This is a genomic window from Hydrogenophaga sp. L99 (assembly GCF_058731905.1).
The window spans coordinates 3,474,234-3,486,743 of sequence record NZ_CM178972.1; the positions used below are offsets into that span (position 1 = coordinate 3,474,234).

General features: G+C 67.8%; 15 protein-coding genes. 5 read left to right on the plus strand and 10 right to left on the minus strand.

The window, feature by feature from the left end:
• Nucleotides 1-10: 10 nt before the first annotated feature.
• Nucleotides 11-3,172 carry an ATP-binding protein gene (locus AC4QBL_RS16635; protein WP_304834377.1) on the minus strand — a complete coding sequence of 1,054 codons (3,162 nt, stop codon included), beginning with the start codon at nucleotides 3,170-3,172 and terminating at the stop codon, nucleotides 11-13.
• Nucleotides 3,173-3,304: 132 nt separating this feature from the next.
• Here AC4QBL_RS16635 and AC4QBL_RS16640 point away from each other — a divergent pair, with 132 nt between their 5' ends.
• Nucleotides 3,305-3,520 carry a hypothetical protein gene (locus AC4QBL_RS16640; RefSeq protein WP_304834378.1) on the plus strand — a complete coding sequence of 72 codons (216 nt, stop codon included), beginning with the start codon at nucleotides 3,305-3,307 and terminating at the stop codon, nucleotides 3,518-3,520.
• A 47-nt stretch (nucleotides 3,521-3,567) separates the two neighbouring features.
• Nucleotides 3,568-3,939, plus strand: coding sequence for a group I truncated hemoglobin (locus AC4QBL_RS16645; RefSeq protein ID WP_304834380.1), 372 nt, complete (start codon nucleotides 3,568-3,570; stop codon nucleotides 3,937-3,939).
• Between the two features lie 9 nt (nucleotides 3,940-3,948).
• Here AC4QBL_RS16645 and AC4QBL_RS16650 read toward each other — a convergent pair whose 3' ends face one another.
• Both AC4QBL_RS16650 and AC4QBL_RS16655 read right to left on the minus strand, forming a co-directional pair.
• Nucleotides 3,949-4,881, minus strand: a complete 933-nt coding sequence (locus tag AC4QBL_RS16650) for an OmpA family protein (RefSeq protein WP_304834382.1) — start codon at nucleotides 4,879-4,881, stop codon at nucleotides 3,949-3,951.
• A gap of 50 nt (nucleotides 4,882-4,931) precedes the next feature.
• Nucleotides 4,932-5,345, minus strand: coding sequence for a DUF4398 domain-containing protein (locus AC4QBL_RS16655; protein ID WP_472908098.1), 414 nt, complete (start codon nucleotides 5,343-5,345; stop codon nucleotides 4,932-4,934).
• 257 nt (nucleotides 5,346-5,602) lie between these two features.
• On the opposite strand from AC4QBL_RS16655, the gene AC4QBL_RS16660 reads away from it, so the two are divergent.
• Complete coding sequence (locus AC4QBL_RS16660) at nucleotides 5,603-5,866, plus strand: CsbD family protein (RefSeq protein WP_472908099.1); 264 nt, start codon at nucleotides 5,603-5,605, stop codon at nucleotides 5,864-5,866.
• Between the two features lie 112 nt (nucleotides 5,867-5,978).
• Here AC4QBL_RS16660 and AC4QBL_RS16665 read toward each other — a convergent pair whose 3' ends face one another.
• Nucleotides 5,979-6,611: a Crp/Fnr family transcriptional regulator gene (locus tag AC4QBL_RS16665; RefSeq protein ID WP_472900214.1), complete on the minus strand. Its 633-nt coding sequence runs from the start codon at nucleotides 6,609-6,611 to the stop codon at nucleotides 5,979-5,981.
• A 371-nt stretch (nucleotides 6,612-6,982) separates the two neighbouring features.
• Between AC4QBL_RS16665 and AC4QBL_RS16670 the strand changes: the two genes are divergently transcribed.
• Both AC4QBL_RS16670 and AC4QBL_RS16675 read left to right on the plus strand, forming a co-directional pair.
• Nucleotides 6,983-7,609: a glycine zipper 2TM domain-containing protein gene (locus tag AC4QBL_RS16670; protein ID WP_472908100.1), complete on the plus strand. Its 627-nt coding sequence runs from the start codon at nucleotides 6,983-6,985 to the stop codon at nucleotides 7,607-7,609.
• Nucleotides 7,610-7,708: 99 nt separating this feature from the next.
• Nucleotides 7,709-8,458: an SDR family NAD(P)-dependent oxidoreductase gene (locus AC4QBL_RS16675; protein ID WP_472908101.1), complete on the plus strand. Its 750-nt coding sequence runs from the start codon at nucleotides 7,709-7,711 to the stop codon at nucleotides 8,456-8,458.
• Between the two features lie 32 nt (nucleotides 8,459-8,490).
• Here the strand turns inward: AC4QBL_RS16675 and AC4QBL_RS16680 are convergent, their stop codons facing one another.
• The 6 genes from AC4QBL_RS16680 to AC4QBL_RS16705 form a co-directional block, all read right to left on the minus strand.
• Nucleotides 8,491-9,330: a response regulator gene (locus AC4QBL_RS16680; RefSeq protein WP_472900062.1), complete on the minus strand. Its 840-nt coding sequence runs from the start codon at nucleotides 9,328-9,330 to the stop codon at nucleotides 8,491-8,493.
• On the minus strand, nucleotides 9,327-11,006 hold the full coding sequence (locus tag AC4QBL_RS16685) for a PAS domain-containing hybrid sensor histidine kinase/response regulator (RefSeq protein ID WP_472908102.1): 1,680 nt from the start codon (nucleotides 11,004-11,006) through the stop codon (nucleotides 9,327-9,329). Before AC4QBL_RS16685 ends, AC4QBL_RS16680 begins: the two co-directional genes overlap by 4 nt.
• Before the next feature lie 100 nt (nucleotides 11,007-11,106).
• A complete protein-coding gene (locus tag AC4QBL_RS16690) occupies nucleotides 11,107-11,256 on the minus strand; it encodes a lmo0937 family membrane protein (protein ID WP_472900060.1) in 150 nt (49 codons plus the stop codon).
• A 15-nt stretch (nucleotides 11,257-11,271) separates the two neighbouring features.
• Nucleotides 11,272-11,697 (minus strand): hypothetical protein, encoded by a 426-nt coding sequence (locus AC4QBL_RS16695; RefSeq protein WP_472908103.1) that lies wholly within the window; start codon nucleotides 11,695-11,697, stop codon nucleotides 11,272-11,274.
• Complete coding sequence (locus AC4QBL_RS16700; RefSeq protein ID WP_472908104.1) at nucleotides 11,694-12,077, minus strand: hypothetical protein; 384 nt, start codon at nucleotides 12,075-12,077, stop codon at nucleotides 11,694-11,696. Before AC4QBL_RS16700 ends, AC4QBL_RS16695 begins: the two co-directional genes overlap by 4 nt.
• A gap of 17 nt (nucleotides 12,078-12,094) precedes the next feature.
• A complete protein-coding gene (locus AC4QBL_RS16705; RefSeq protein WP_472908105.1) occupies nucleotides 12,095-12,463 on the minus strand; it encodes a hypothetical protein in 369 nt (122 codons plus the stop codon).
• Between the last annotated feature and the right edge of the window lie 47 nt (nucleotides 12,464-12,510).

Genomic DNA, 12,510 nt, shown 5'->3' on the forward strand with positions numbered 1-12,510 from the left:
TGCACCTTACTCAACGGCGACCGGGTGCTGCCGCGGCCAGCTGCTCACAGCGCGCCGCATCCAGCGGCTGCCCGGCCTCGCGAAAGCGCGCGGCGGCGGCCGCAAACCGGGCCACGGCGTCGTCTGCGCTGTCGCCACGGGCAGCGGCCAGGTGGCCGCGCACCTCGTCGTGCGCGGCGTACCACGCCGGCAGGCGCATCACCACGTTGGCGAGGTAGGCGCATTGGGCTTCGTGCTGACTGGCCAGCGTCAGCTCACCGGCGCGGGCGGCGGCAATGGCGGCGGGCACGGCAAAGGTGATACGGCAGCCGGGGCAGGTTTCCAGCGGGCCACGCACCGACACGCTGGCGTCTTCCATCACATGCAACGCCGCAGCCGGGTCGTCGGCGTGCAGGTTGATGCGGGTGCCGTAAATGCGGTCCAGCAAGTGAAAGCCGATGTCGGTCTGGCGCGCCACGTCCAGGGCTTCATCAATCAGGGCCTGAGCCTCGTCGCGTCGGCCTTCGTGCAGCGCCACCTCGGCCAGCCGCTGCAGCGACAGCGCTTCGCCCACCGACCCGCCAATGGCGCGGTGCAGGCGGGCGCCCTCGCGCAGGTGCAGCCGCGCGGCCGACAGGTCGCCCGCCAGCCACTCGGCTTCGCCGCGCAGCGTGACACCAAAGGCATGGCCGCGCGCGGCGCCCAGCCGCTGTGCTTCGGTGGACAGGGCGCAGGCAAATTCGATCACGTCGGCGTAGGGCCGTGCGCCGTACAGAAAGCGCTGCGTGATGCAGAGGTGACCGTCAAACACCCGCAGCGCCAGGTGCGGTACAGCGCAGGTTTCCTGCAAGTCGGCCCACACGCTGCGGTGCAACTCACCGCGGGCGTGCGCCGCCGCAGCCTGCGCCCACGATGCGATCACCAGCGCCGTGGTGTCGCCCGATTCGAGCGCCAGCCGGCGCGCCACGGCAGCCTTGGCGGTACCCATGGCGGGGTCGGCCACCCCCAGCGCGGCGGCGCCGCTGTAGGCCAGGGCTTCGCTCAGAAGGCCGTCCACCGAGGTGGGACGCACGCCCTGCAGCGCCAGCAGCGCGCCTTTCGGGTCGCCCTGCTTCACCTGCGCCAGGGCGGCCTTGGCCCGCAGATTGTGGCTGTCGGGTTCACCGGCCGCGTCCGCCGCGAGCCGGTAGGCGGCCATGGCAGCGGGGTCGCCCATGGCGTCCAGCGCTTCAGCGCGCAGTTGCAGCGCCTCGGCGTGGTCCGGCTGCAAAACCAGCAAGGGTTTGAGATGGTTCAGGGCGTCGCTGAAGGCGGCCAGCCGCACGGCCTCGCGGGCGGCGGCCACTTGCCAGGGCACGGCGTTGCGCGGCTGGCCACCTTCCAGCCAGTGGCGGGCCACGCGGGCCGGTACGGCGTCCATCTCGGCCAGTTGCGCGGCCATCTGCCGGTGCATGGGCTGGCGGCGGTGGGGCGGCACCTGGTCCATCAGGGCCTGGCGGACCAGACCGTGCCGAAAACGGTAGCGCCCGTCGGCCACCACCAGCACGCCAGCATCCAGCGCGCCATCCAGCGCCGCAAGACCGGGCACCTCGGCCAGCACCGCCAGCGCCTCCACCGTGCGCACATCCAGCTCGTCGCCACCCAGCGCCAGCCAGCGCAGCAAGGCCAAGGCATCGGCGGGCACGTCGCACAGCCGCGCGGTGATGGCCTCGGCGCTGCTGCCTGGTAGCCGTCCGTGGTGGCCCGGCGCGGCGCAGCGGGCGAGCTCGATCACGGCAAACGGGTTCCCTTCGGCGGCCTGCACGATCCGGGACAGCACCTCGTCGGGCAGCGGCGCGGGCCGCGCCTGCAGGGCAAGACGGCGACCATCGTCGTCGTCCAGCGGCTCCAGATCGATCGTCTGCAGCACGCCCGCACGCTGCAGCCGCGACACGGCCTGCGCCAATGCCGCGGCCGCGGCCAGCGGCCGTGTGGCCAGCAGCAAGCACACCGGCGCCCCCGCGATCGCCAGTTGCATCAGGACATCGACATCGGCGTCGTCCAGGCGGTGAGCGTCGTCCACCAGCAACAAGACGGGGGCGCCGGGCGCAGCCGCCAGCAGCAGGCGCCGCAGGGCACCCACCACCTGGTGGCGACCCAGCGGTCCGAGTGGTGCATGGGCCGGTGCGGCCAAAGCGCTGAGCTGCGCGAGCACGGTGCGGGCCGGCGCGCCGATGCGGTCCAGCACCGCACGGTCGTCCAGGATCAGGCGCTCGGCGAGGGACGCCACGACTTCACAGGTTCGGCCACTCCCGGCGGCATCGATACGCAGCGCGGTCCAGCCGCGCCTGCGGGCCTGGACCTCGATCTCGCGGCACAACGCGCTCTTGCCCATGCCGGCCGACCCGCGCAGCACGATGCCGGCCGGTCGCTCGGTGGCCGGCATGCCCAGCCACGCCGCCACCTGGGCCAGCACCGGCCCCCGGCCCACCAACGTGGGGCCCACGGCCTGCAAGCCGGCCACACACCGCTCGTACAAAGCCTCGGTCTGCGCTTCGGGCGACACGCCCAGCGTGTGCTGCAGCGCTTCGCGCAATTGCGCGTACCAACGCACCGCCGCGGCGCGGTTGCCCGCGGCCAGTTCGCGCTGCATCAGCGCGCGGTGGGCGGGCTCGTCGGTGGGATCCTGCTGCGCCAGTCGCTCCCACTGGGCGCTCGCGCGCAACAGCTCCAGGAAGCGCGCCTGCAGGCGTTCACGGGCCGGCTCGGTCCAGGCCTCGTAGCGGGCACCGGGCAGCAGGTCGCCCGCGTAGTGGCCTGCGGCATCGGCGCAGGCCGTGGCATCGCGCAAACCCAGCGCCGCCAGGGCGCGCTGCTCGAACGCATCGGCATCGACGCTCAACGGGCGGTCGGGCCACAGCACCAGTTCACCGGCCTGCAACACCAGACTGTCGTGCCGGCCCAGCGCCTGCCGGGCATGGTGCACGGCCTTGCGCAGGTTCGCTGCAGCGGCTTCGGGTTCCAGCTGCGGCCACAAGCTGTCCATGATCAGGTCGCGGTGCAGGCGGTGGCGTGCTTGCAGGCTCAGCAGTTGCACCAGCTGCATGGCGCGCAGGCTGGGCCAGCGGTCGGCAGCGATCTCGACGCCATCGACCGCCACGGCGAAACGCCCCAGCAAACGCACCTCCAGCGGGACTGGTTCCATCATGTCCATGACCCGCAGTGTGCGGCGCCCGACCGCACTCCGCAAGTGCCGGCGGTCCGAGGAACGTTTGAGGAACAGGGCCGGTACATGCTCCATGACGGCAGGTCAAACCCGACCTGCCGTACCGTTCAGGAGCACATCATGACCACGACCCATCTGGATGTTCACTCGCCCGGCAACGGACACGCGGCACTGACCTTGCCGCAACCGCTGTCGCCCGAGGCGCTGCTGCAACTGGAGCAGGCGCTGGCCAGCGCGCTGGGGCAGTTGCACCACGAAGTCTGCATCCACAGCAGCGACCCCGGCCAACTGGAGTACGCCTCATGGCTGCACCAACTGCGTTCGCCAGTCCCTTGAGCAACCGGGGCAGGCATCCCTTCACCGCTTCACCAAAGGAGAGCACCATGAGTCAGGACACGGCTACTTTGTACGATCGCCTCGGCCGCCACGAGGGCATCACGCGCATCACCCGCGAGCTGATCAAGAACCACATGGCGAACCCGCTCGTCAACATCCGCTACGCACAGGTCGACGACATGAACCGCCTGGAGCGCAACGTGATCGATTTCTTCTGCATGGGCGCGGGTGGCCCCGAGACCTATGGCGGCAAAGACATGCTGAGCACGCACCGGGGCATGAACATCAGCGAGCAGGAGTTTGTGACCGTGATCGACGATGCCATGGCGGCGCTGGAGACCTGTGGCATCGACCTTCCGGTGCGCAACGAAGTGCTCGCCATCCTGTGGTCGCTGAAGGGTGAGGTGGTGCGCGTCTGAGGGGCCCGCTCAGCGCGCCACGGTGCGGCCGTTGTCGTCTGACAGCACAATCTCGACGCGGCGGTTCATCTGGCGGCCGGCGGCGGTTTCGTTGCCGCTCACGGGCGAGGCCTTGCCATAGCCGCGGGCGGTCACGCGCGCGCTGTCGATGCCCTGGCGCATCAGCGCGGTGCGCACGGCGTCGGCGCGCTGGCCCGACAAGGCCAGGTTGTGGCTGTCGCTGCCGGTGCTGTCGGTAAAGCCTTCCACCAGCACCGTGCGTTGCGGGAACTCTTTGAGCACCGCCACCAGCTGGTCGACCATGCGCAGGCCGCCGGGCTTGAGTTCGGCGCGGTTGACGTCAAACAACACATCGCCCAGCGTGACCACCAGGCCGCGCGGGGTTTGCTTGGCGTTGAGTTCCTTCAGCTGGGTTTCGAGCAGGCGGTTGCGCTCCATGGCCAGCTGGGTCTGCTGCTGGGCCTGGGCCGACTCGTTGCGTGCCATCTCGGTGCTGCGCTGGGCGGCGGCGGCGTTCAGCTGCGCGGTGGTGGCGGCCTGCTGGGCCACGGTGGCGCTGCGCTGGGCGGCATCGGCTTCCTGGGTGCGGGCCTGCAACTGCACCTGGGTGCGGTCGGCACCCGCGCTGGCCACCATAGTTTCAGCGGTTTTCATGTTCATGGTTTCGCGCACGATGGCCACGCGCTGTGACGCCAGGTAGGCGAGGTGGTTGACCTGTGCTTCGTCTTCCTTGCTGCTCCAGGCGGTGTTGGCCTTGTTCATGGCGTCGCTGGCCAGTTTCATGTCGGAGCCGGCGTTGTTCTGGGCACGCGGGTCGGCTGTCACGGCGCGGTATTCGGTGCGCGCCTGCTCCAGCTGGGCATTGCCCTTGGGCACGCTGCTACAGCCCGCCAACACAGCCAGGGCAACGGCAGACAGAGCGATCAGATGGGAAGTTTTCATGGGATTCTTTCGGATGAGGATGCGGGGCGGCGTGGCGTGTGAACGGCGCTTTACTGGGCGGCTCGCTCAAGTTCCTGACGCAGCACCCGGTTGCCTTCACGCAGTTCGGTGGCGGCTTTGGCGGCCTGGACGTTGCGGGCCTTGGCCTCGGCCAGACGAGCATCCACCTGCGCGGCCTCGGCCAGCATCCGGGCGCGTTCAAACTTTTCTTCCACCATGGAGGCATTGGCCCGGGCCAGCTTGTCGCGTGCCATGGCCATTTCGGTCGGTGCCAGCGCCACGGCGCCCGCCCGCTCGGCGCTGGCCACGGCAGCGGTGCTCAGGGCCATCTGCTCGGTGGGTGCCGGAAAGCTGGCGCAGCCGATTTGCAGCGCTGCGGCCACCAGCGCCACCAAAGGCAGCCAGGGCAGCGTGCGGCGGGCGGTGGTGGGCTGGGAGGCAGCTGTTTTGGAAAAGGCGTTCATGGTGGGGTGCTCCGTGGCCATCAAATAAGGGGGTGGGTTTCGGTTGCGGATGGCCCGCGGCGTCAAGGAAACCCACCGCTGCAGCTTGCGCGCTGCGGGCGCCCGCGTCGGTGCTGTGGCGCACATAGGCCAGCCTGTTTGACAACACCCCGCTGCAGACGCACTGGCGTGTGCCAGCGCACAGACGCGCGCATGCACGCCGTTTACAAAGGGTTGGTGCGGTGAAGGTTTTCTTCGCCCCCAACCAAAGGACACACATGAACTGGGACACCATTCAAGGCAACTGGAAACAGGTCACAGGCCAGGCCAAGCAGCAATGGGGCAAGCTGACGGACGACGACCTGCAAGTCGTCGCAGGCCACCGCGATCAATTGGCGGGCAAGCTACAGGAGCGCTACGGGATCGCCAAAGACGAAGCGGAAAAGCAGCTCAAGGCATGGGAAGAGCAGGCCACAGAGGCTTGGTTCACAACAGCAGAAACCCCTGCAGCCGACAAGTCAGCGCCAGCCGACAAGGCTTGAGTCCAGGCAAGAACAGGTGGTGCGCCGCGGGTTGACCACCGACCCGAAAGCCCACCGCCATCCGGCCGCGCCGGCAACAGCAAGGCACCCTAAGCCAAGCACCGCCCGGGGCTCAAAGCTGCGGAGGCAGCAAGCGGTCGTACTCGGTCTTCACCAATTGGTAGCACTCGCATGTGCGCTGCTCCAGGCCCGGCCGGTCCAGCACACTGATGTGGCCTCGCGCGTACCGGATGAGTCCCGCCTTTTGCAAATTGAGCGCAGCCTCGGTCACGCCCTCGCGGCGCACGCCCAGCATGTTGGCAATCAGTTCCTGGGTCATCACCAGGTCGTTGCCAGGCAGGCGGTCCAGGCTTAGCAGCAGCCTGCGGCACAGCTGCTGGTCCAGCGAGTGGTGGCGGTTGCACACCGCGGTTTGCGTCATCTGGGTGATGAGCGCCTGGGTGTAGCGCAGCAGCAAATGCATCACGGGGCCGGAGCGAGCAGACTCGTCCTTGAGAGCGCTGGCCCGCAAGCGAAAGCCCTTGCCCGCGCTCTGCACCACCGCCCGGCTGGGGGTAGAGCCGCCACCCATGAAGACAGAAATACCCACCATGCCTTCGTGACCCACCACGGCAATTTCTGCTGACGCCCCACTTTCCAGCACGCAGAGCAGCGAGACGATCGCGTTGCTGGGAAAGTACACGTGGCCCATGGTGCTGCCCGACTCGTACAGCACCATGCCCAGCGGTAAATCCACCAGCTCCATCTGGGGTTGCCAGCGCAGCCATTCCGCGTCGGGCAGGGCGTCGAGCAGCTGGTTCCCGCAGGTTGGTCTGGTGGTGGTCAAGCGTGTCCTTAATTCGGCGTGTGTTTGAGAGTCGACATGCAACAAACGGTGGAGTTTTTCACGCGCATGAGCCCTCGTCTGTTCGGTATAGCACACAAGCCCAAACAAAGCGGGTAAGCGCCACCGCGTTACGCAGCGATACAAGCCGGGTGTGCGCGCCAGCGAACAGACGCGCCTACCGTGGGCGCATAACGTGGACCTGTCACCTGGTTTTTCAACCGCCCAAGCGCCCGTGGCGCCGCGCGGTTTGAAGGCCAGGCCCCGCCACGCGGTCACGCCCAAGGAACCCCATGTCACACACCACCACACCCGCACGCTTTCACTGGAAAGCCCTCGCCACCGGCCTCACCGCCGTGGCGGCCCTCACGCTGGCAGGCTGCGCCGCACCCTACCGGAGCTACGACCAGCCGGTGGTGCAAGCCGCCCCGGCCACGGTGTACACCTACCCCAGCCAGCAGGCACCCACGCGGGACTACCGCCGCCGCAGCAACGAGCAGCTGTACCAGGCCGACGTGTTGTCGGTGCGCGCCGTGATGGGCGCCACCGAACAGCGCTGCTGGATCGAGCGCGAAGAAGTGCAGCTGGACCGCCCGGCAACCAACGTGCCCGGCGCGCTGATTGGCGCGGTGATTGGTGGCGTGCTGGGCCACCAGGTGGGTGGCGGCAGCGGGCGCGACCTGGCCACCGTGGGCGGCGTGGTGGCGGGTGCGGCCATTGGCTCCACCGTGGGCACCGACCGCTACGGCAACACCGTGAGCACACAAGACGTGCAGCGCTGCGCCAACGAACCCTACCTCAACGCGCCCGCTTACTGGGATGTGACCTACACCTTCCGCGGTATCACGCACCGCGCACAGATGACATCGGCGCCCGGACGCACCATCACGGTGAACGGCGCGGGCGAACCGCGCACCTGAGCTGCAGCGGACACCGCGGGCCATTGAAACTATTTACGCTGCGTGGGTCTCACGATCCACGCGGCTTTTTTTTGCCCATCCATTCACAGGAGAACCCCCATGCTCAAGAACAAAGTGGTTTTGATCACCGGTGCCGCTTCAGGCATTGGTCGCGCCGTGGCGCTGACCTGTGCGCGCGAAGGCGCTGCGCTGCTGATCTCGGACCGGGACGACGCCGGCCTGCAAGAAACCGCCGCGCTGGTGCGCGCGGTGGGCAGCGAGGTGCTGACCGTGACCGCCGACGTGGGCAACCCCGCCGACTGCCAGAACCTGGTGGACCGCTGCTGCGCCCACTTTGGGCGGCTGGACGTGGCGGCGAACAACGCCGGCATTGGCGGCCCCAGCGCCCGCACGGCGGACTACCCGCTGGATGGCTGGGCGCAGGTGATTCAAGTGAACCTTTCGGGGGTTTTCTACGGCATGAAATACCAGATCGAGGCCATGCTGCGCACCGGCGGCGGCGCCATTGTGAACATCACGTCCATCCTGGGCGCGGTGGGCTTTGCTTCAGCGCCGGCCTACGCGGCGGCCAAACACGGCGTGGTGGGCCTCACGCAAACCGCTGCGCTGGAATACGGGGTCGAGGGCGTTCGCGTCAATGCGGTGGGGCCTGGGTTCATTCAAACGCCCATGATCGCGGCGCTGGACCAAGACCCTGCCGTGCACGACATGCTGGTGGCGGCCCACCCCATTGGGCGCCTGGGCGAGCCCGCCGAGGTGGCCGAGCTGGTGGTGTGGCTGGCATCCAGCCGCGCGTCGTTTGTGACCGGGGCCTACTACCCGGTGGACGGCGGCTACCTGGCCCGCTGAGCAGGCTGCCAAGCGGGCCGACGGGTCGGGATTCAACCCAGAATTTCGACCCCGAAGCCCCGATAACCCACAAAGTTGCAGGCAGCGTCAAACATGGGGGTGCCGCTCACGCGGTACTCTTTTTTCACGCCGTTGGGAAACAAACGGCTCAGGCGCACATCCAGAAACGGCGTGCGGGCGGTGATGCGGTCTTGCAGTGCCTGGCGCTGGGCTTCGTCCCAGCCGTCTTCAGCGGGTGCAGCAGCGGCGCCCTCGGCACCGTCAACGCTGTCCACCAGCGCATCCACACGGATACCCAGCATCTCCAGCACCGGGCCTGACACCTTGGTGAAATGCCCTGCGCTGTCTTGCTCCCAATACCAGTCGGTGGCCAGCTCGGTCAGGCTGCGGTAGCGCGCTTCGCTCTCGCGCAGCTCGGCGGTGCGCTCCAGCACCTCGGCTTCCAGCAGCTTGTTCTGGTTGGCCAGGCGCTGGTACAGCAAGCGCACTTCCACCAGGTTGTGGATGCGCGTTTTCACCTCGACCAGGTCGAACGGTTTGCTCACAAAGTCTTTGGCGCCGGCTTGCAGCGCACGCACCTTGTGGCCTGGCTGGGCCGTGATCACCAGCACCGGCACGTAATCGTTGGCGTTGTTGGCCTTCAGGCCTTCCAGCACCTGAAAGCCGTCCATCACCGGCATTTGCAGGTCCAGCAAGATCAGGTCAAACGGCTGGCGGCGGTGCAGCGCGCACACGGTGGTGGGGTCTTGCGTGCTGGTCACCTGGGTGTAGCCGGCTGCGGCCAGCATCTCTTCAAGCAGGAGCACATTGGCCGCCTGGTCGTCCACGATGAGAATGCGGGCGTTGAACAGGTCCTGGGCGGCTATCGTCATGCGGGTTCCTTGGTGAGCGCGGTGCCGCGGTCGGTCTGGGCAAATGCAAGCGCCTGGTCCAGCGCCTCCATGAACTGGTTGACCTGGATCGGCTTGGTGATGTAGTTAAAAAACCCGGCGGACATGGCGCGCGCAATGTCGCGAGGCACCGCGTTGGCGCTCAGCGCAATGATCGGAATGTGGGCGGTGCTGGGGTCGGCGCGCAAAATTTTCATGGCCTCCACCCCGCTGATGCCAGGCAGGTTGATGTCCATCAAAATCACCTCGGGCTGGTAGACCCGGGCAAATTCAATGCCCACGCTGGCGTCTGCCGCGCCCAGCAGCCGCAGGTCGGGGCGGCGCGCCACGATCAGCTCCACCAGCTCCAGGTTGGCCGGGTTGTCTTCCACATACAGCACGGTGTGTTGCGGGGCGCCCAGGGGCGCTTCGGTGCGCGGCACGTCCAGCACCAGGGCGTCGCTGGCCAGCGACTGCGGCGCGGCCGTGAGCGGCATTTCAACCCAGAACACACTGCCCACGCCGGGCGTGCTTTCCACACCAATCAAACCACCCATGAGCTCTACCAGGCGCTTGGTCACCACCAGGCCAATGCCGGTGCCCTCTTCCCCGCCAGACTCTTGCCCCAGCCGGTTGAACGGCTGAAACAGTTGGCCCAGCTGCTCGGTGGTGAGGCCGGGGCCGGTGTCGCGCACGCTGATGCGCACACGCTCTTGTGCACTCAGGGTGCAGACCACCGTCACATGCCCGCCGGACTGGTTGTATTTGATGGCGTTGAACAGGAGGTTGATCAGCACCTGCTTCAAGCGCGTGCGGTCGGCCTTGACGAAACGCGGTGCTTCCAACCGGGCAAACGTCATGCCAATACCGCGCTGGCGCGCCTGGTCTTCCACCATGGCGCGGCACTCAAGCAGCACCTCGGCCAGCGACACCGGCTCGCCCGACAGGCTCATGGTGCCGGACTCGATCAGGGCCAGGTCAAGAATTTCGTTGATCAGGTCCAGCAGGTACCAGCCGGCTTTCAGAATTTGGTTGATGCCCCGCTTTTGCGTGGGCGTGGGTGCGGGCGTGCCCGACTCGACCAGCTGCGCAAAACCCAGGATCGCGTTGAGCGGCGTGCGCAGCTCGTGGCTCATGCTGGAGATGAAGTCGGTCTTGGCGCGGTTGGCGTCTTCGGCGGCCACCAGGGCTTCGTTGAGCTGCAGTTCGACCCGCTTGCGCACCGAGTTGTCGGTGCCGATCAGCAGGTAGCCGATAAGGTCGGCATGGTCGTCGCGCAGCGCGGTGATGGACACGATGGCCGGGAACGAGCTGCCGTCTTTGCGGATGTAGGTGAGCTCGTAAATGTCCTCCATGCCGCGAGAGGCTTTGAAGGCCAGCGCCTCGAAGCCGGGCGCAATGGGCGTGTCGAGCTCCTCGCTCAGCTGCAAGGCCCGTGCACGCACCTCTTCGGGGTCGTGCATGTCGCTGGGCCGGATCAGGTTGACCACCTCGTCTGCCCGGTAGCCCAGCATGTGCTCGGCGCCCACGTTGAACAGCTGGATGATGCCTTTCTCGTCGGTCGCGATGATCGAAAAGTTGGGACTGGTCAGGATCGCGTTTTGCAACGCGCCGGCCTTCAGCAAGGCGCTGCGCCGGTCTTGCTCGGTGGTGTCTGGGCGGTGTGGTGTGTCTGGCATGTTAGTTGGGGGGACAGTGCAACCCCGGGGAAACGGGCGCAACGGCGCACCCTACCCCTGGTGGGTGGGCGGCGTCTGTGCGCCAGCCCACATAAGCCCCTTACAGCGGCTTGCGCCCGCTGATGATCCGCAACAAGACCACGACCACGGCAATCACCAGCAGCACATGGACAAAACCGCCCATGGTGGTGGAGGTGACGAGGCCCAGCAGCCACAAAATAAGCAGCACGACGGCGATGGTGTAAAGCATGGGATGACTCCGGTTTCATGGATTGGAGGGCCTGCCGCGTTGGCGCCAGCGGACCCAGAACACAGTGGCCGCGGCGAGCGCGACCGAGATCAGCACGGTTTTGGGGCGGCGGCGCAGCACCGACACCGCCGTACCCAGCACCAGCACTTGCAAAGCCGGGGTGGTGCCGTCAGACGACTTGCGCTGCCAGGCACGCACCGCCGCGCCCAGCGCCAGCGCAGCCAGCGGGTGGTTACGCCAGCGGCTGAGCCAGGGCAGGCTGGCCAGGGCCGCCAAGCCAAGGCTTGGGGCAGCGCTGCGGGTCTCGCGGTCGTGGTCGAGCCAGCCGGCCAGCTGCGCCCGGCTCAGGGTCAGCCGCTCACTGGCTGCGCTGGGCACCAGCGGCGGCACGGCCGCTCGCGCGGGTGCCGCTGCAGCGCCTGGCGTGTGCGGTGCGCTCATGCGGCGCCCGTGCGGCGCAGCAGCGCCAGGTCTTCGGCCAGTTGCAGGCGCAGGGTGGCAAACGATTCGCCGGGGTCGCGGTTTTGGCCGGCCCACACGCACACCCCACCCACCACAGCAGGCACCAGCGGGGTGAGCACAAAGACCCACAGGCTGCGCGCCACCGCTTCGGGCAAGGCAGCCCAAAGCAGCACCGCCACGCCCACCAGCACCGCAGCCACCACCAGCAAAGCCGCACCGGCCGCCTGGAGAACCACCCGCCGCTGCAGGCGAGCGCTGCTCACCGCCAGCGCTTCAGACAACAAGCCCGCATAGGCACCCGCGTGCTCTGCCAGCAGCTGGGGCTGCGCCGCAGCCAGACGAAACACCGGGTGGATCATGCGAGCGTGCCCTGCTTTCAGCGACCCGAGCCGCTGTGCTTGCTGAGCAAGGCCACCAGACCCATGAGGGCTGCGCCCACGGCAGCCGCCATGAGCACCGACTTGACCGGCTCGTGCTGGATGTAGGTGGTGGTGATGTCTTTGGCGTGCGCCGATTTCTCGCGCAGTTGGCCGGCACCGTCGCGCATGGCGTCCATGCCGCGGTGGGCCAGCGTCTCGGTGTCGTGGGCGAACTGCTTGAGCGCAGCGCTGGTGTGCGAGCGCGCGCCGTCCAGGCTTTCGGCCATGCGGTCGATGCCTTGGTGGGCTGCACGCTCGGTGCTGTTGGCCGACGAACGGGCCACGGCTGCGGCGTCGTCGCTCAGGGTTTGAATAGGGGTGCTCATAGCGTGCTTTCGAAAGGGAATGGGGGAGTCAGGCCCGCGCAGTGGCT